Origin of the sequence: Frondihabitans sp. PhB188 (genome assembly GCF_003752365.1) — a bacterium.
GTDB lineage: Bacteria > Actinomycetota > Actinomycetes > Actinomycetales > Microbacteriaceae > Frondihabitans.
This window is the reverse complement of the sequence record NZ_RJUO01000003.1, coordinates 203,760-220,752: the sequence shown is the minus strand read 5'-3', so window position 1 is coordinate 220,752 and position 16,993 is coordinate 203,760. Positions and strand designations below refer to the sequence as shown.

General features: G+C 70.4%; 16 protein-coding genes and 2 tRNA genes. 11 read left to right on the top strand and 7 right to left on the bottom strand.

Annotated features, from left to right (window positions below; translation table 11 throughout):
- Position 1 precedes the first annotated feature (1 nt).
- From EDF46_RS09840 to EDF46_RS09830, 3 genes are read left to right on the top strand one after another with little or no spacing between them, the layout of a single operon-like run.
- A complete protein-coding gene (locus EDF46_RS09840; protein WP_123506115.1) occupies positions 2-1,507 on the top strand; it encodes an ABC transporter ATP-binding protein in 1,506 nt (501 codons plus the stop codon).
- Positions 1,504-2,298: an energy-coupling factor transporter transmembrane protein EcfT gene (locus tag EDF46_RS09835; RefSeq protein WP_123506114.1), complete on the top strand. Its 795-nt coding sequence runs from the start codon at positions 1,504-1,506 to the stop codon at positions 2,296-2,298. The genes EDF46_RS09840 and EDF46_RS09835 overlap by 4 nt, the downstream gene beginning before the upstream one ends.
- Positions 2,291-2,833 carry a hypothetical protein gene (locus EDF46_RS09830; RefSeq protein WP_233579977.1) on the top strand — a complete coding sequence of 181 codons (543 nt, stop codon included), beginning with the start codon at positions 2,291-2,293 and terminating at the stop codon, positions 2,831-2,833. The genes EDF46_RS09835 and EDF46_RS09830 overlap by 8 nt, the downstream gene beginning before the upstream one ends.
- Here EDF46_RS09830 and EDF46_RS09825 read toward each other — a convergent pair.
- Positions 2,830-5,004: an acyltransferase family protein gene (locus tag EDF46_RS09825; protein WP_158614206.1), complete on the bottom strand. Its 2,175-nt coding sequence runs from the start codon at positions 5,002-5,004 to the stop codon at positions 2,830-2,832. The two genes, EDF46_RS09830 and EDF46_RS09825, sit on opposite strands and share 4 nt — an antisense overlap.
- A 128-nt stretch (positions 5,005-5,132) precedes the next feature.
- On the opposite strand from EDF46_RS09825, the gene EDF46_RS09820 reads away from it, so the two are divergent.
- Positions 5,133-6,716, top strand: coding sequence for a glycosyl hydrolase family 28-related protein (locus tag EDF46_RS09820; RefSeq protein ID WP_158614205.1), 1,584 nt, complete (start codon positions 5,133-5,135; stop codon positions 6,714-6,716).
- Positions 6,717-6,730: 14 nt separating this feature from the next.
- Here EDF46_RS09820 and EDF46_RS09815 read toward each other — a convergent pair whose 3' ends face one another.
- From EDF46_RS09815 to orn, 4 genes are all read right to left on the bottom strand, one after another.
- Entirely contained in the window at positions 6,731-7,081 is a 351-nt protein-coding gene (locus tag EDF46_RS09815; protein WP_123506111.1) for a metallopeptidase family protein, read from the bottom strand.
- 12 nt (positions 7,082-7,093) lie between these two features.
- Positions 7,094-9,262 carry an acyltransferase family protein gene (locus EDF46_RS09810; RefSeq protein ID WP_158614204.1) on the bottom strand — a complete coding sequence of 723 codons (2,169 nt, stop codon included), beginning with the start codon at positions 9,260-9,262 and terminating at the stop codon, positions 7,094-7,096.
- 156 nt (positions 9,263-9,418) lie between these two features.
- Positions 9,419-9,491, bottom strand: a tRNA-His gene (locus tag EDF46_RS09805).
- A gap of 61 nt (positions 9,492-9,552) precedes the next feature.
- Positions 9,553-10,170 carry an oligoribonuclease gene (gene orn / locus EDF46_RS09800; RefSeq protein ID WP_123506109.1) on the bottom strand — a complete coding sequence of 206 codons (618 nt, stop codon included), beginning with the start codon at positions 10,168-10,170 and terminating at the stop codon, positions 9,553-9,555.
- Positions 10,171-10,272: 102 nt separating this feature from the next.
- On the opposite strand from orn, the gene EDF46_RS09795 reads away from it, so the two are divergent.
- The 5 genes from EDF46_RS09795 (at position 10,273) to EDF46_RS09775 (ending at position 14,602) form a co-directional block, all read left to right on the top strand.
- Positions 10,273-10,554 (top strand): oligoribonuclease, encoded by a 282-nt coding sequence (locus tag EDF46_RS09795; RefSeq protein ID WP_123506108.1) that lies wholly within the window; start codon positions 10,273-10,275, stop codon positions 10,552-10,554.
- Between the two features lie 56 nt (positions 10,555-10,610).
- Positions 10,611-10,880 carry a thioredoxin gene (locus EDF46_RS09790; RefSeq protein WP_123506107.1) on the top strand — a complete coding sequence of 90 codons (270 nt, stop codon included), beginning with the start codon at positions 10,611-10,613 and terminating at the stop codon, positions 10,878-10,880.
- Positions 10,881-10,935: 55 nt separating this feature from the next.
- Positions 10,936-12,213: a bifunctional glycosyltransferase family 2/GtrA family protein gene (locus EDF46_RS09785; protein WP_123506106.1), complete on the top strand. Its 1,278-nt coding sequence runs from the start codon at positions 10,936-10,938 to the stop codon at positions 12,211-12,213.
- Positions 12,210-14,474, top strand: a complete 2,265-nt coding sequence (locus EDF46_RS09780; RefSeq protein ID WP_123506105.1) for a glycosyltransferase family 39 protein — start codon at positions 12,210-12,212, stop codon at positions 14,472-14,474. The genes EDF46_RS09785 and EDF46_RS09780 overlap by 4 nt, the downstream gene beginning before the upstream one ends.
- 55 nt (positions 14,475-14,529) lie before the next feature.
- Positions 14,530-14,602: transfer RNA gene (locus tag EDF46_RS09775), tRNA-Arg, on the top strand.
- A 98-nt stretch (positions 14,603-14,700) separates the two neighbouring features.
- Here the strand turns inward: EDF46_RS09775 and EDF46_RS09770 are convergent.
- Both EDF46_RS09770 and EDF46_RS09765 read right to left on the bottom strand, forming a co-directional pair.
- Positions 14,701-15,645: a hypothetical protein gene (locus EDF46_RS09770; RefSeq protein ID WP_123506104.1), complete on the bottom strand. Its 945-nt coding sequence runs from the start codon at positions 15,643-15,645 to the stop codon at positions 14,701-14,703.
- 122 nt (positions 15,646-15,767) lie between these two features.
- The gene (locus tag EDF46_RS09765) at positions 15,768-16,082 is read right to left on the bottom strand and encodes a hypothetical protein (RefSeq protein WP_233579976.1); all 315 of its coding nucleotides are present in this window, start codon (positions 16,080-16,082) and stop codon (positions 15,768-15,770) included.
- A 104-nt stretch (positions 16,083-16,186) separates the two neighbouring features.
- Between EDF46_RS09765 and msrA the strand changes: the two genes are divergently transcribed.
- The gene (msrA, locus tag EDF46_RS09760; protein WP_123506103.1) at positions 16,187-16,714 is read left to right on the top strand and encodes a peptide-methionine (S)-S-oxide reductase MsrA; all 528 of its coding nucleotides are present in this window, start codon (positions 16,187-16,189) and stop codon (positions 16,712-16,714) included.
- Between the two features lie 43 nt (positions 16,715-16,757).
- Positions 16,758-16,988 (top strand): methyltransferase, encoded by a 231-nt coding sequence (locus tag EDF46_RS09755; protein WP_123506102.1) that lies wholly within the window; start codon positions 16,758-16,760, stop codon positions 16,986-16,988.
- Positions 16,989-16,993 lie beyond the last annotated feature (5 nt).

Here is a 16,993-nt window from a genome sequence, read left to right as displayed (position 1 = left end):
GGTGGCCTCCGCAGGCGGGGGCGGGGGCTCCAGGGTCGAAGCGCGCGGCTGGTCGTGGCGGCATGCGGGCAGGCGAGTTCCTGCGGTCCGGGATCTCGACCTCGTGATCGAACCGGGGGAGCGCGTGCTGCTGCTGGGCGCGTCGGGCGCGGGGAAGTCGACCCTGCTCGCCGGGCTGGCGGGCGTGCTCGGCGGTGACGACGAGGGCGACGAGACGGGCTCGCTGACTCTCGACGGCGCGTCAGCCGCCTCGCAACGCGGGCGCGCCGGGCTCGTGCTGCAGGACCCGGACTCGCAGGTGATCCTCGCGCGTGTCGGCGACGACGTGGCGTTCGGGCCCGAGAACCTCGGGGTGCCGCGCGACGAGATCTGGCGTCGGGTGCGCTCGGCCCTCGATGCCGTCGGGCTCGATCTGCCGCTCGATCGCTCGACGTCGGAGCTCTCGGGCGGCCAGAAGCAGCGGCTCGCGCTCGCCGGAGCCCTCGCCATGCAGCCGGGCCTCCTGCTGCTCGATGAGCCGACGGCCAATCTGGATCCCGCCGGAGTCACGGAGGTGCGCGACGCCGTCGCCCGGGTCGTCGCGCAGACGGGAGCCACCCTGGTGGTCGTCGAGCACCGCGTGTCGGTCTGGCTGCCCGTCGTCGACCGGGTCGTCGTGCTCGCACCCGGCGGGGGAGTCGTCGCCGACGGCACTCCCGACGTGGTACTCGCCGCCCGCGGTGCCGAGCTCGCCGAGTCGGGCGTCTGGGTGCCCGGCGTCGCTCCCGCCTTCCCGGCACGAGTGCCGTCGCCGTCGTCTCCGCTGCTCGAGATCGACCGCCTGTCGGTCGGCCGTCGACCTCGCGTCGCCGTCGCCGACGGCATCACCGCGACGGTCTCGTCGGGGCGCGCCCTCGCGGTCACCGGCCCGAACGGCGTCGGCAAGTCGACGCTCGCCCTCACTGCGGCCGGGCTCCTGCCGCCCGTCGGCGGCCGGCTCCGCGCCTCCGGACCCCTCAGCCTCGGGGCTTCCGACCACCCCATCGACTGGAAGTCGCGCGAGTTGCTGACGCGCATCGGCACCGTCTTCCAGGATCCCGAGCACCAGTTCTTGGCGTCGACGCTGCGGCAGGAACTGGCGACCGGACCACGGGCCCTCCGCCTCGCGCCGCGCGACATCGCCGACCGCACCGACGAGCTCCTCCACCGCCTGAGGCTCGACCACCTGGCCGAGGCCAACCCGTTCACGCTGTCGGGGGGCGAGAAGCGCCGGCTGTCGGTCGCCACCGTCCTTGCGACGAGACCGCGGATCGTCGTGCTCGACGAGCCGACCTTCGGGCAGGATGCCCGAACCTGGCGCGAGCTAGTCGCGCTGTGCGCCGAGCTGCTCGACACCGGCAGCGGCATCGTCGCCGTCACGCACGACGCCGAGTTCGTCGACGCGCTCGCTGACGAGGTGCTCGAGCTCGGGGGCGCCTCCGCCCACGCCGTCTCGCGCGTCTCGGCGTCGATCGGGGCGTCGGCATGACCGTGCTCGCGACCATCGCCACCCAGCGGGCCATCGGCCGCGTCAACCCGGTCGCGAAGCTGCTCGCTGCCGTCGTGCTCAGCCTCACGCTGCTGCTGTCGATCGACTGGGTGTCGGCCGGCGTCGCGCTCGTGCTCGAAGCCGGGCTGCTCGCATGGTCCGGCCTGACGCCCGGGCAGCTGCTCCGCCGTACGGCCCCGCTGTGGATCGCCGCGCCCCTCGCCTTCATCACGACCTGCCTCTACGGCCGGGATTCCGGCGCGACGCTCCTGACGTCGGGCTTCATCACCGTCACCCAGGGCTCCGTCGCCCTCGGCCTGGCCATCGGACTGCGCATCCTCGCCATCGGAATCCCCGGCATCGTGCTCTTCGCCACGACCGACCCGACCGATCTCGCCGACGGCCTCGCGCAGGTTCTGCGGCTGCCCAGCCGGTTCGTGCTCGGGGCGCTCGCCGGCATCCGACTGGTGGGGCTGTTCCAGGACGACTGGCGCCAGCTCGGGCTGGCTCGCCGCGCGCGCGGCGTTGCCGACGTCGGCGGTCTCATCGGCCGCATCCGCCGCGGGGCAGGTATGGCCTTCGCCCTGCTCGTCCTGTCGGTGCGACGCGGCAGCAAGCTCGCCACAGCGATGGAGGCCCGGGGGTTCGGCTCGGACATCGAGCGGACCTGGGCCCGGCCCTCGACCTTCGGCCGGCCGGAGTGGACGCTCGTCGCGACAGCAGCCCTGATCGCGGCTGTGGCCGTCGTCTGCGCTGTCGGCGCGGGCACCTGGGAGATCGTCGTTGGCTGACCTGACCGCGCCGGGTGTCGTCGATGAGCTCGCCCGCCGCGCCCTCGAGTCGGCCTCGAGGCCGGTGGTGCTCATCGACGGCCGCTCGGGCTCGGGCAAGACGACACTCGCCCGGGCTCTCGCTCCGCTCGTCGACGGCTGCCAGCTGGTGGAGCTCGACGACGTGTACCCGGGATGGCGCGGACTGGACGCCGCCTCGCGCGCCGTATCGGAGACGATCCTCGCCCCGGAGGGGCCGGGCCACCGTCGCTGGGACTGGGACGCCGGCACGGCGACCGACTGGCGCGCGCTCGATCCGCTGCTGCCGATCGTCGTCGAGGGTGCCGGGGCGATCACCCCGGCGTCCGCGGCCCTGGCGACCCTTCGGGTCTGGGTCGAGCTGCCTGACGACGAGCGCTTCGCCCGCGTGCTGGCGCGATCGGACGGCGACGCGTACGCCCGGACCGAGTGGTGGACCATCTGGGCGGCCCAGGAGGACGACCACCTGCGCCGCAACCACCCCCGGAGCCTGGCCGACGTCGAGGTCATCGGCTAGCTCCCCTTTTTCGCCGGCAGCGCTCCCGCCTCACGGAGCAACTCGTCGACCGCCGGCACGATCTTCTTCGCGAACGCCGTGGTCAGGTGCACGCGATCCTCCTTCACCGGCGCCGTGCCGATGAACGCGGGGCAGAGGTCGGACGCGCACAGCATCGGCCGGGGGTCGACGACGACACCCGTGCGCTTCTCGATCACGGTGGAGTCGGAGTCGAACCGAGTGAACCACGTCTTCTGGGTGCGAGTCAGGCAGTTGGCGGGGGTGCTCCGCGGCGTGTAGCACGCCACGATGTCGGCTTCGTCGGGCGGCGGAGCCAGAAGGGCGATCTTCGACTCGTCCGGGATCGCGCCGAGGTGCTCGGCCAGCCCGCCCGACCAGCGCTCCGCCGTGACGGGTGCGCCGGTGTCGTCGTCGGTCAGCTCCTGGTACGAGTTGGTCACGATGACGAGATCTGGCTTCGACTGACGCAGGAACTCGACCGTCTCGGAATTGTGCTGCGCGCACCTCGCCAGGATCCCGGCCGTGTCGTTCCGGATGGGTACGGCGACGAAGGGGCACGCGAACATGGCCCGGTTCTGCAGCCGCAGCCCGCTGTTCTCGGAGGTCGCGACGCCGACGAGGGAGTCGAGGTAGTGCATCGCCGTGGAGTCGCCCACGAGCACCGCAGTCGACTCGGCATCGGCCGCGCCCCACGTGCACTCCTCCTGGGGGATCCTGCGCTCGTCGGCCTCGCCGCAGCGCAGCACATCGCTGCCTTCCCGGCTGCCGTCGAGAACCGAGTCGAGGCTGGGGTCGAGCGCGGGCCAGGAATTCGCGGCGAGAGCCGCGCGGATCTCCGTCTGGAGGGCGGCGACCGCGGGGCCGGCTGTCGCCTCGGCCGCCGCGTCAGCCGTCGCCGACGGGTTCGGCGTCACCGCCCCGGCCGCCGCCGCCGCGGGCGGGAGGACGGGCGCCACCGGGGACTCGCCAGGCAGCAGCGCAGCTGCGAGGCCGAGCGTCGTCGCACCGACGAGCACGCCCAGCCCGGCACGGCGGACGCCCGGCCCGACCTCGGCCCGCCACGCCGACCACCGCCTGCGCCGCCGCTCGGGAGACAGCCCCGTCGTCGGCCACGGCGATCGGAGCGCGGGCATTTCGATCAGGGCGTGCGAGGCCGCGGAGAGAACCACGCTGAACGCGATCAGCACTGCGGGGGCCCACGGAGCGTCGGGCAGGAGCGTGGCTCCGAGGATCACGACCGGGAAGTGCCACAGGTAGAGCGCGTAGGACAGCGTGCCCAGTCGCTGAGCAAGCGGATTGGACAGGAGCGGGCACCACGGCTGGCTGCTGCCGGTCGAGCCCGTTCCGGACGCAATCACCGCCGCCGTAGCGAGCACCGGCGCCAGCGCCCACGGTCCCGGCAGGGGGAAGGAGTCGTCGAGGAGGAACAGGCTCGCCCCGATTCCGGCCAGGCCGCTCCAGCACAGTACCGTGCGAGCCGCCCCGGGCAGGCCCGCGAGAGTCGGCGCCATCACGGCGAGGAGCGCGCCCGCCCCGAGCTCCCAGGAGCGAGTCGCCGTCGAGAAGTACGCGCTCGTCGGGTTGGCGGCCGTCACGACCACCGCCACGACGAACGAAGCGGCCACGCCTGCCCCGAGGACCCCGCCCAGCGCGAGGCGACGAGCGCGGTCGGACGCCCTCCTGGTAGCCACGAGCACCACCGCGATGACGGCCGGCCAGACGAAGTAGAACTGCTCCTCGACCGAGAGCGACCAGAAGTGCTGGAGAGGGGAGACCGGTCCCTGCGACTGGAAGTAGTCGGTCCCGGCTCGCTCGAAGCGCACGTTAGCGCCGAAGGCGGCGGCCCAGAGCGCGTCGACACCGATCTGGCCGGCGCGCGCCGCATTCACTGTGAGGCGGGCGGCGACGACAGTCGCCGCGAGGACGACGACGGCCAGCGGCAGGATCCGCTTCACTCGACGGACGTAGAACGCGCGGAAGTCGATCCGCCCCGATCGCTCAGCCTCGCGGATCAGCAGGCCTGTGATCAGGAAGCCCGAGATGACGAAGAACACGTCGACGCCGAGGAACCCGCCGGACGGCCAGGCCACGGTGTGATCGAGGACGACCGCGCCGACGGCGACGGCCCGCAGGCCCTGGATGTCGGCGCGAAGGACGGTCGGGGCTGTCATCGGGCTCCTCCCGTCGGGGTCGTCGTGGACTCTCTCGACGAGAGGATGCCGCAGGTCGGCGGCATGCCACAGAATTTGTCCACAGGTGATGAAAGCATGAGGCATATAGTACTGATATGGTTCAACTCATGCCCTCACCCACCCCGTCCGACAGCCGACGCGGCTTCCTCGCAGCGGGCGGCCTGGCCGCGGCCGGCGCCGTCGTCGGCAGCCTCTCGTCCGCAGGGCCGGCCGTCGCAGCCGCCGATCCGGAGACCTCGCCCCGGGTCTCCGTCGACGTGACCGAGCACGGAGCCAAGCCCGACGGCAAGACCGACTGCACGAAAGCCTTCGCCGCCGCTATCGCCGCGGCCGCGGTGGTGCGAGGGCGCGTCGTCGTCCCAGCCGGCGACTACCTCATCGAATCCGTGACCGTTCCGAGCCTCGTGAAGATCCAGGGGCTGGGCGCCGATGTCAGCCGCTACGGCGCGAGCACGTCGGGCGGCGTCAACCTGAAGCACCGGGCCGCCTCGACCCAGCCCATGATGATCGTGAACGGCAACGGCATCACTCTCGAGAACCTCGGCCTCCAGGGGAACGGCTCGGCCGCCCCGCTGATCCGCGTCGACAACGGGTTCGAATCGCGCTTCGAGCGGCTCCAGCTCTCGGGAGTCGCGGGCACCGCACTCCAGGTCGAGCGGGTCAACAACAACCTCTGGACTGACGTCTTCGTCAACAACAGCGGCTCCGCCTCGGCGGCCGCGGTCGTCTTCAAGTCGCCCAAGACGGGTACCAACTCGAACACGATCACGTGCGTGAACCTGACGATCGAGGGCAGCCCCGGGCCCGCGCTCGACCTGGGCTACGGCACCTCGTCCGACTACTTCGTCGAATTCGTGCGGCTCATCGCTCTGCACGTCGAGGCGCTGCAGAAGGGAGTGGATCCGGCCGGTGTCGTCCGCATCGGCAATGTCCGCCAGGTCGAGCTGGTCGCGCCGATCATCTACGGCGGTCCCGGGCCACTGGTGGTCCACGACCAGCGTGCTGCGCGCAGCATCGAGCTCTGGGGCGGCATCCGAGTGATCGGCGGCGCTCTCCTGGGCGTCGATCCCGCGCAGGCGAGCGGACCGAGCCCCGTCCTCGTCAAGCTCACCCGCGGCGACGACTTCTCGCTCGCGGGCACCCGCCTGGGCCGTTTCACGAAGGCTGGCGTCGAGCTCGGCGCGACCTACGGGTCTCGGTTTCTCGTCGACCCGACCTGCCGCATTCAGAACTGGGGCGGCTCCGTGCCGCTTCTTGACCACCGCGCGACCGGATCCGGCTTCGCATGGGCGTGGCCGGCTGGCCTCTCGGTGGGCGGCGATGCCTCGTTCGCGGGACGAACGACGATCAGCGGGCATCTCTCGACGCCAGCCACACCCGAGGTATCGCCGACCGCGGCGGCCCTCGCCGGTCTGGGCAAGCCGACAACCGCGCCCACGGTGGCCGGAACCGACACGGCGGGCCGAATCTCGGTGACTGCAGGGGCGTCACCGGCGAAGGCCGGTCAGGTGCGGGTGACCTTCGCCGAGCCGTTCGAGCGGCGCCCGACAGTGATGGTGACACCGGCGACGTCATCGGGTGGTCCGCGCGGTGTCTACGTTCAAGCGTCGAAGTCGTTCTTCGACGTCTGCCTGAGCTCCGCCCTCCAAGCGCGCGGCTCGGCCGACTTCAACTACGTCGTCATCGGATGATCGACTTGCCGGGGTCAGGCCCAGCCCAGCTCGTGGAGCTTGGCGTCGTCGAATCCGTAGAAGTGGCCGATCTCGTGAACGAGGGTCACGTGGATCTCGTCTTTCAGTCCCTCGATGTCGTCGACCGCGGCCAGGTGCGGCTCGCGGTACAGGATGATGCGGTCGGGCAGCTCTCCGAAGCCGTACTGGCCCCGCTCGGTCAGGCTGACCCCGTCGTAGAGGCCGAGCAGGTCGAGCGAGCCGTCTTCGGGGCGGTCCTCCGTCACGAACGCGACGTTCTCGAGCCCGTCGACCATGTCATCGGGCAGCTGGTCGAGCTCGTCGACGACGAGCCGCTCGAACTCGTCCGCGCTGATGTCGTGCATGACGTCACTCTGTCACGGAGAAGCCGTACGCCCGGTCGGAACATCGGCTTCGAGCAGGAGTTCGAGCAGGGCGCCGGCGATGACGTGCGCGTAGGCGGGCGTCATGTGAACGGCGTCGTCTTTCACCGGCGTCGTTCCGATAAAGGCCGGGCACACGTTCTGGAGACAGAACAGCGGTCGAGAGTCGACGACAGCTCCGCTGATTCCATCGAATGCGGAGCGCGTGGCGGCGGCGGCCGTCAGCCAGGCCTCGGAAGTTCGCGTGATGCACGACTGCGGAGCGCTGCGTGGCGTGTAGCACTCCTGGAGGTTGGCACCCGCCGGCGGCGGCGTCAGCGCGACGACCCTCGAGCCCGCTTCAGCGATAGCGCTGGCGAAGGATGCGGTGCCAGCTGCCCATTCGGCCGACGTCACCTCGGCGTCCGTGTCGGAGTGAACCCGCTCGACCCACGTGTTCGCGACGATCACGATGTCAGGCCTCGTCTCGGCGAGGGACGCCGCCACGGTCCGGTTGTGCCGGTCGCACTCGGCAGTCCGGCCGGCTTCGTCGGCGAGGGAGATGTCGACGAACGAGCAGCCAAAGCGTGCCAAGGCGGTGAGCTGCCAGTCGGTCGACGGCTTCTCGGCAATGTCGACGAGCGTGTCGAGGTAGCGCATGGCGACCGAGTCGCCGACGAGCGCGACAGTGGTCCCGGCACCCTCGGAGCCCCAGGTGCATTCCGACATCGGCAGGCGGGTGTCGTCGTCGGCACCGCACCGCGCGAGGCTCGTGCCCGCGCGGGTGCCGTCGAGAATGCTGTCGATCGTGGGGTCGAGCACGGGCCACGAGGTGGCGGCGAGGGCGGTGCGGATCTGCGCCTGGATCGCGTCGACGGCCGGTGTGGTCGACGGTGCCGACGTTCCTGCCGTCGTCGGTTCTGACTGGGCGAGCGGGACGACAGGCGCTTCGTCGGTCGCGCGGGGTGCAACGGCGGCAACACCTATGAGCGCGCACGTCGCCAGGGCCAGAAGGCTCAGGCCGACGGGCTTGGCTGTCCTCCCGGTGCTAGCCCGCCATGCCGCCCACCGTGCCTTCTGCGCCGACCGAGACCGCGAGGGCTGCAGCCACGGCGACGTCATCACCGGCTTCTCGACCAGGTGGTGCGACCCGACACTGAGCACGAGGGCCACAGCGATCGAGGTGACGACGGTCGCTGCCGTGCCTGCGCCGAGCAGCGTCGCCGCGAAGATGAACACGGGGAAGTGCCAGAGGTAGAGCGAGTACGAGATGTCGCCGAGATAGCGGGCGACGGGGTTGGCGAGGACGACCGGCACGGGGGCATCGCTTCGGCTGCCAGCCACGATGACCAGCGCCGTCGCTCCCACCGCCGTCGCGGACCAGGGGCCCGGCACGCCGGCGTCTTCCGTGACCAGCAGGAACGAGGCGATGATCCCTGCGAGGCCCAGCCACGAGGCCGCACCGACCAGCTGCCGAGGTATCCGCCGTGCGAACCCCCGGGGTACCACCCCGTGGAGCAGCGCGATCAGTGCGCCGACGCCGAGCTCCCACGAGCGGGTGAAAGTCGAGAAGTAGGCGGATGCAGGGGTGGCCTGGGTCGCCTGGACCGCGTACCAGAAGGAGGCGACCACGATCACGGTCATGACGATGGCCAGTCCGGTGACGAGTGCCCGACGACTCACGCGGCCGAGCACGGCGGCGGCGACGATCATGACCACGGGCCAGACGACGTAGAACTGCTCTTCGACGGACAGCGACCAGTAGTGCTGCAGGGGCGAGACGGGCCCCGCCGCCGCGAAGTAGTCGCTGCCGACGGCGGCGAAGTGCCAGTTGGCTGCGAAGAACGCGGCCCAGACGGCATCGACGCCGACGGAATCGGCCCGCGCCGCATTGAACAGCCCAGGCGCGATGGCGACCGTCGCGATGAGGACGAGAGCGGCCAGGGGCAGGATCCGCTTGACCCGGCGCCGGTAGAAGTCGACGAGCGAGATGCGGCCGGCCTTCTCGTGTTCGCGAAGCAGCAGCGAGGTGATCAGGAAGCCCGAGAGGACGAAGAACACGTCCACACCGAGAAATCCGCCGACGGGCTTCTCGGTGAGGTGGTTGGCGACGACTCCGACCACGGCAAGGGCTCGGAGACCCTGGATGTCAAGTCGGACGCGTCGGGGCGCAGTTGTAGTCACAACTCGAAAGAATATCACTCACAAATCCGATATTCTACTTAGCCGCAGCCACATGCGTGCCCCTGTTGCGTTTTGCAGGCGCTCGCGCCTGAAAAACAAAACAAGCACGGAAACCGAAAAAGGTCCCGTCCCTACGGGACAGGACCTTCTCATTCGGGTGAGTAACGGGGCTTGAACCCGCGACCTCCTAGACCACAACCAGGCGCTCTACCAGCTGAGCTATACCCACCATGCGGCTCCGCCCGTCGAGCTGGCGAGAGCTCTTCGAACGAAGCAACTCCGAAAGTCTATTACAGTCTCGGAGCCCATTTCGCCACAACCGCGTTCGAGATGCCCTGGACGTCCTCCGTGGAGGGTCCCGGCTCGGCCACGAAGCCCGCGAGTCGGTAGTACTCGAGCTCGCGGATCGACTCGAGGATGTCGGCGAGGGCGCGGTGTCCGCCGTTCTTGGCGGGGGCGTTGAAGTACACGCGGGGGAACCAGCGGCGGGCCAGCTCCTTGATGGACGAGACGTCGACGCTGCGGTAGTGCAGGTGACCGTCGACTCGCGGCATGTACTTCGCGAGGAAGGTCCGGTCGGTGCCGATGGTGTTGCCCGCGATGGGCGCGGTACCGGCGTCGGGCACGTACTCGAGGATGTAGTTGAGCACCTCGTACTCGGCTTCGGCGAGGCTCTTGCCTTTCGGGATCTCGGTGATGAGGCCCGACGAGGTGTGCATGTTCGTCACGAACTCGCCCATGTTGTCGAGGGCGGCCTGGTCGGGTCTGATGACGATGTCGAATCCCGGGTGCACCGGTACTAGGTCGAAGTCGGTGATGACGACGGCCACCTCGACCAGTTCGTCGACGCCGAGGTCGAGCCCGGTCATCTCGCAGTCGATCCAGACCAGTCTGTCGCTTGAAGCCATGTCGCGAGTCTAGCGACGTCGAGACGACCTTCCCAGGCGGGGCCGGTGGCCTTCCTGCTGCATCCTGAACCTGGGCTGGACTCCGGCTGGTAGACATGACGAATGACTGACAACAAGCTCACCGTGGCCGAAGGCGCAGAATACGTCGTGTTCTTCGAGGGCGGCCCGAGCGACGGGCGCACCGACAAGCGCGTCTCGACCACCGGCACCTACGACGACGAGATCACCGACTTCGTGCTGATCGACGGCACCGAGACGGGGATCGTGTACACCGCGACCTCGGCGAAGATGGTCGGCGAGCAGCTCCAGGTGCACTACGCGCTCGATGCGAAGGACAGCGACCCGGTCGAAGACCCCGAAGACCGCCGCGAGAGCACCAACTGACCACCCGACCACGCACTGAACGGAATGCCTGACGGGCCCACGGAGTTGGGCCCGTCATGCGTTTAGAGCTGTACACGTCGGCGTTCTGCGGGGCGTGCCATGCCGCGCGGGGTGCTGTTGCGGAGGCGGTGGGGCTCGTTCCTGCGCTCGAGGCCTCGGAGAAGGACGTCGCGTTCTCCCCCGACGAGGCTGAGGCTCGGGGCATCGAGGCGACGCCGACGATCCTGCTGACCGATGACGACGGCACGGAGCTCTTCCGCGCCGCCGGAGTGCCCACCGTTCCGCAGCTGCTCACGGCCGTCGCCAGGCATCTTCCCGGTTCATAGCCGTCTCTTGGGGTTCGTGCGACGGCCTCATTGAGTCATTCCGCATTCTCGGTGCATGCCCGAATTCTCCGAGCCTCTCGACCTCGACATCGTCGTGCCCGTCTTCAACGAGCAGGCGACTCTCGTGCAGAGCGTCACCGCGCTGCACGCCTTCCTCTCGCGCTCGATGGCGGAGACCTGGCGCATCACGATCGCCGACAACGCCTCGACCGACGCGACGCCCGCGCTCGCCGATCGACTGGCGCAGGAACTCGAGGGGGTCACCTCGGTCCACCTGCTCGAGAAGGGCCGTGGCCGGGCCCTCAAGCAGGTCTGGTCGCAGTCTGACGCGACCGTGCTCGTGTACGTCGACGAGGATCTCTCGACCGACCTCTCGGCGTTGAGGCCGCTGGTCGCCCCGTTGCTCTCGGGGCACTCCGACCTCGCGATCGGCACCCGGCTCGACCGCTCGTCGCGCGTCAACCGCGGCGGCAAGCGCGAGTTCATCTCGCGCACCTACAACCTGCTGCTGCGGCGCACGATGGGTGTGTCGTTCAGCGACGCGCAGTGCGGCTTCAAGGCGATCCGCCGCGACGTGGCGCAGAGGCTGCTGCCGCTCGTCGAGGACACGGGGTGGTTCTTCGACACCGAGCTGCTGATCCTCGCCGAGCGGTCGGGTCTGCGCATCCACGAGGTGCCCGTCGACTGGGTCGACGACCCGCAGTCGTCCGTCGACATCGTGGCGACGGCCAGCGCCGACCTGCGCGGCATGGTGCGGGTCGCGAGCGGCATCGCCCGCGGGACGATCCCTGTGGCGGCGATCTACGAGGAGATCGGCCGGCACCCGTACGAGCGGACGCAGCAGCCCACGTTCTTCGGGCAGGTGGTGCGCTTCGGCGTGGTGGGCGCGCTCTCGACGGCGGCGTACGCGCTGCTGTACCTCCTCTTCCAGCACGTCGTCCCGGCGCAGGCCGCCAACTTCCTGGCCCTGCTCGTGACGACCATCGCGAACACGGCGGCGAACCGGCGCTTCACCTTCGGCGTTCGCGGCGGCGGTGCGGTCAAGCACCAGGCGCAGGGCCTCATCGTGTTCGGCATCGCCTGGCTGATCACGTCGGGGTCGCTGTTCGGCCTGCATCAGGTCTCGCACGACGCCTCGGCGCACGTGGAGCTCGTCGTGCTGACGGTCGCGAACCTCGTCGCCACCGTCGTGCGGTTCGTGCTGCTGCGGGTGTGGGTGTTCCGGCGGCAGGCGAGGCCCGCGCCGGTGATCAGCCCCCGCAGAGTCATCGATGATCCTGCGCCGATCACCACCCCGACCACCGAGATCCTGACGAAAGCGAACCAGTCATGAGCACGGCGACTCTCCATCGTCCGTCCGCCACCGCGGAATCCGCCCCCGCCGGCTCGCGCGCACGTCGCGCGGGCCGCTGGCTCGCCTTCGGTCCGACGACCGCGCCGCGCTGGGAGCGGCCGGCCCTCTGGGGTCTGCTCGTGGCGTCGGGCTTCCTCTACATCTGGAACCTGGCGATCTCGGGCTACGCCAACACGTTCTACTCGGCGGCGGTGCAGGCCGGCGCCTCGAACTGGGAGGCGTTCTTCTTCGGCTCCTCGGACGCCGCGAACTCGATCACCGTCGACAAGCCGCCCGCCTCGCTCTGGATCATGGAGCTGTCGGTGCGGCTCTTCGGGCTGTCGTCGTGGAGCATCCTCCTGCCCGAGGCGCTCATGGGCGTCGCCACCGTCCTGCTGGTCTACGTCATCGTGCGGCGCCACTTCTCAGCGGCGACCGCCCTGATCGCGGGCGGCGTGCTCATGCTCACGCCGGTAGCGGTGATGATGTTCCGCTTCAACAACCCCGACGCGATGCTCCTGCTGCTCATGGCGCTCGCCGTCTACCTGACGCTGCGCGGGATCGAGTCGGGCCGGCTGCGCTGGGTCGTCTGGGCAGGCGTCGTCGTCGGCTTCGGGTTCCTGACCAAGCAGCTGCAGGCGTTCGTGATCCTGCCCGAGCTCGCAGCGGTCTACTACCTCTGCGCGCCGAAGCGCTGGCTGGCTCGTCTCGGCCACTTGGCGGCGGCACTCGGCGGTGTCGTGGTCGGCGCCGGCTGGTGGGTAGCCATCGTCTCCCTGTGGCCGGCCGACTCGCGCCCCTACTTCGGTGGCTCGCAGACCAACTCGTTCCTGGAGCTGACCTTCGGCTACAACGGCTTCGGCCGCCTCACCGGCGACGAGACCGGCAGCGTCACCGGCGGCACGGGCACCGCGGGCGCCGGATCGTGGGGTGCCACGGGCATCACGCGCCTCTTCGGGTCGGAGATCGGCGGCCAGATCACCTGGCTGCTGCCCGCCGCGCTCATCGTCATGGTGGCCGCCTTCGTGGCCGTCGGGCGCCGCCACCGCATCGACGCCCGGCGCGCGACGCTCCTGCTGTTCTCGTCGTGGCTCGTCGTCACCGGCCTGGTGTTCAGCTTCGCCGGGGGGATCTTCCACCCGTACTACACGGTCGCTCTAGCCGCACCGCTCGCCGGGACCCTCGCCATCGGCGGCTCGATCCTCTGGAAGGCCGGGACCGCGCACTGGTGGCCCCGTGTCGTGCTGGCCGTCGCCATGCTCGTCACGGCGGCCTGGTCGTACGTGCTTCTCGCCCGCGCCACGGACTGGCTGCCGTGGCTGAAGTTCGTGGTGGTCGCGGCGTGCGTCGCGGCCGCGGTGCTGCTGCTGGTGCCGGGCGTGCGGCGTCGTGACGAAGTCGCGGTGTCGGCAGGTTCCGGGTCGGGAGGCGCCTCGTCTGCCGCGACGCCTGCGCCCGCACCGGGGGAGTACCCGGCTCCGGTGGGCCAGGCTCCGGCCGGCGGCATCGCGCCTCCGACGCCACCGCGGGTGCGTGGCCGCGCGCTTGCCGCCAGCACTCTCGTGCTCATGCTGGTCGGCGGACTCCTCGGCCCTCTCGCCTACTCCCTCGAGACGGCGTCGACGGCGCACACCGGCTCGATTCCGTCGGCCGGCCCGGCGGTGGCCTCGTCGCGCGGCGGGTTCGGCGGCGGCGGTCCTGGCGGTGGCGGCAACGGCGGCGGCTTCGGTGGCCAGCGCGGCACTGTCGGCGGCGGCACCGGCACTGCCCCGGGCGGGTTCGGCGGCGCGGGCGGCACCGCGCCCGGCGCGACCGGAGGCACGGGCGCAGGAACCGGCCCCACCACCGGCGGCTTCACCGGTCGGGGCGCCGGGGGCTTCGGCGGCGCCGGCGGCATCTTCGGCGGCACCTCGACGGTCTCCTCGGCGTTGACGAAACTCCTCCTGGCCGACGCAGACACGTACACGTGGGTCGCAGCCACTGTCGGATCCGACAACGCCGCGAAGCTCCAGCTCGCGACCCTGCACTCGGTGATGCCGATCGGAGGCTTCAACGGGAGCGACCCGTCGCCCACCCTGGCGGAGTTCAAAGCCGACGTCGCCGCCGGCAGGATCCACTACTTCATCGGCGGATCGGTCGGCACGTCGAACGGCGGAAGCGACGCCTCGTCGACGATCGCGGCGTGGGTGCGGTCGAACTTCGCCTCGCAGACCGTGGGGGCCGACACCGTCTACGACCTGACGAACCCGCTCACGCAGTGATGCGCTCGCTCGATTCCGAGGGCCACCTGGCGCGCACGGTATCGTGGACGCCGACGCCCTCGTAGCTCAGCGGATAGAGCAGGAGCCTTCTAATCTCTTGGTCGCAGGTTCGATTCCTGCCGAGGGCACCGGACCCCAGGCTTGGCGACGCCGCTTTCGCCTCGCGACACCGGCTTTCGCCGGTGTCCTGCGGCGAAAGCGGTGTCGCCGGTCGTCCGAGCCTGCGTCAGGACGCCGGCTGCTCCGCCGCCTCCGGGCTGGTGCGTCGGCGCACATCGTGCGCGCTCACGGGCGAACTGTAGGCGGGCTCGCGCAGACGCTCGACCTCGGCCGTGTCGGTGTGGTCGGCGGGCTCGTCTGCGGCGACCGGGCTCGCGGATGCGGCACTGGAGGTGGAAGCCGTCGTAGCCGACACGGTGGCCGTCTCCGCGGAGACCGGGGCGGCGCTCGTCGCGTCGGCGGACCCGGGCGTGGGCGCTGGGGTCGGCGTGGCAGCCGGGTTCGGCGCGGCAGCCTCGGTCGGCGTGGCAGCCAGGTTCGGCGCGGCCGCCGGGGCAGCGAACGACGGCAGGTCCGTGCGGCGCGCCGACGCCTCCGCCGACAGCCCCGACGCCTCCGCCGACAGCCCCGACGCCTCGGCCGACGGCCCGGCGGCCGCGATCGGCGCGGCTTCGGGCTCCTCCGCCTTCCATCGCTCGATATCGCCCTGGAACAGCCGCTTCGCCCGGCTCGGCTTGGCCTGCCACTCGACGAGCCGGTCTCGCACGTCGGCGAAGGTCTGCTGCGACTGGAAGCTGAACGTGGCCGAGTTCGAACGGATCGACGCGATCTCGTGCTCCGACCAGGCGGCAGCGAGGCCCGCACCCGAGACCGGGAGCAGCCGGAGACGGATGCCGGCCTCGTCGGCGAGCAGTGTCGCGTGCGAGCGCTCATCGGTTCCGAGCGTCGACCAGTCGACCGAGCGGCGCGCGGCGGCTACCAGTGACGTCACGGTCGCCGCCTTGGCCTCGCGCTCCCGGACGTCGAGGATGCGCTTCGACATTCCGCGGCCGATCAAGGCTGCCACGATGCCGGCGACGACGATCGCGACGAAGGGAAGGACCGTGGTGGTGATGACCCGCGTTCCGTCGGCGGACGAGATCCAGTCGATGGCGCTGTTGAACCAGTTCATGCCGCGCAGGCTAGCCCATTCGTACCCCGGTGGCGGGGAACGGAGGCCGCGGTGTCGCGATTAGGCGACCGCCCCGAGTTCCTGCGCTGGATCGGCCCTGTACCCCGAAAGCGACGAGGGGATCAGGCGAAGCGGAAGCAGTCGGTCGCGTCGGAGCGGCTCCAGAACTCGCCGATCTCGATGAAGCGGCGCTGGCGCGGCAGGAAGCGTTTGGCGCGGAACCGCTCGCCGTCGGGGTGCTGGAAGCTCTCGACGTAGCCGAGCACCTCGCCTGTCGGCCGGGTGACCCGTACGAGGCCGTCGTGAAGCTGCACGAGCTTGAGCCCGCTGCGAACCTCGGAGAGGCTGTGCACGTCGGCCCCGGCTGGAGCTGAGACGGCCGGCGCCGTCGCGTATGCGCCCTGGGGAGTCGTCGTGGTGAATTCGATGGTGGTCATGGGTGCCTCTTCTCGCTGTCTGCCGGCCGCCTGGTGGGAACGGTTCGAACATACGTGCGACCACCGACATTCGAAGAGCAGGCGAGGGAGAGTAGGTTCGACGCATGACGACTTTCACGCTCGCTGGTGGCTGCTTCTGGTGTCTCGACGCGGTGTACCGCTCGCTGCAGGGCGTCTCCGACGTCGTCTCGGGCTACACCGGCGGCGTCGCGGCGAACCCGAGCTACGAGGCCGTCTGCACCGGTTCGACCGGCCACGCCGAGGCGGTCCAGGTCACCTTCGACGAGTCGGCGATCCCGGCTGACGTCATTCTCGACGTGTTCTTCACGCTGCACGACCCCCGCCAGCTCAACCGCCAGGGCGCCGACGTCGGCACCCAGTACCGCTCGGCCATGTTCTACACCGACGACGCCCAGAAGGCCGTCTTCGAGGCCGCGCTCGAGCGCGCGTCCGAGGCGTGGGACGGCGGTATCGTCACGACCCTCGAGCCGCTCGGCGACTGGTACGACGCCGAGGAGTACCACCAGGACTTCTTCGCCAAGAACCCCGGCCAGGGCTACTGCCTGGCCGTCGCGCTGCCGAAGGTCAACAAGATCCGCAAGTCGTACGGCAAGTACGTACTCGCCTCCTGAGGCGCGGCATCGGGCCGCGCCCGACACAGTAAGGAGCTCAATGATGAGCAGCAGCAGCAGCAGCAGCAGCACCAGCACCACCAGCCCCACGTGGGTCGCATTCGGTCCCGCCGGCGTCGTCGGGTCCATCCACCGCACCGACGACGGCTTCGCCATCCGGATGTCGTCCGAAGGCGCGTATCACGGGGCGTTCCCGACGCTGGACATCGCCAAGAGCGCCGTCCACGCGGCGCTCGGGCCGGGTGTCGACCGTCCGGAGTTCAGCGAGCACTGATCGAC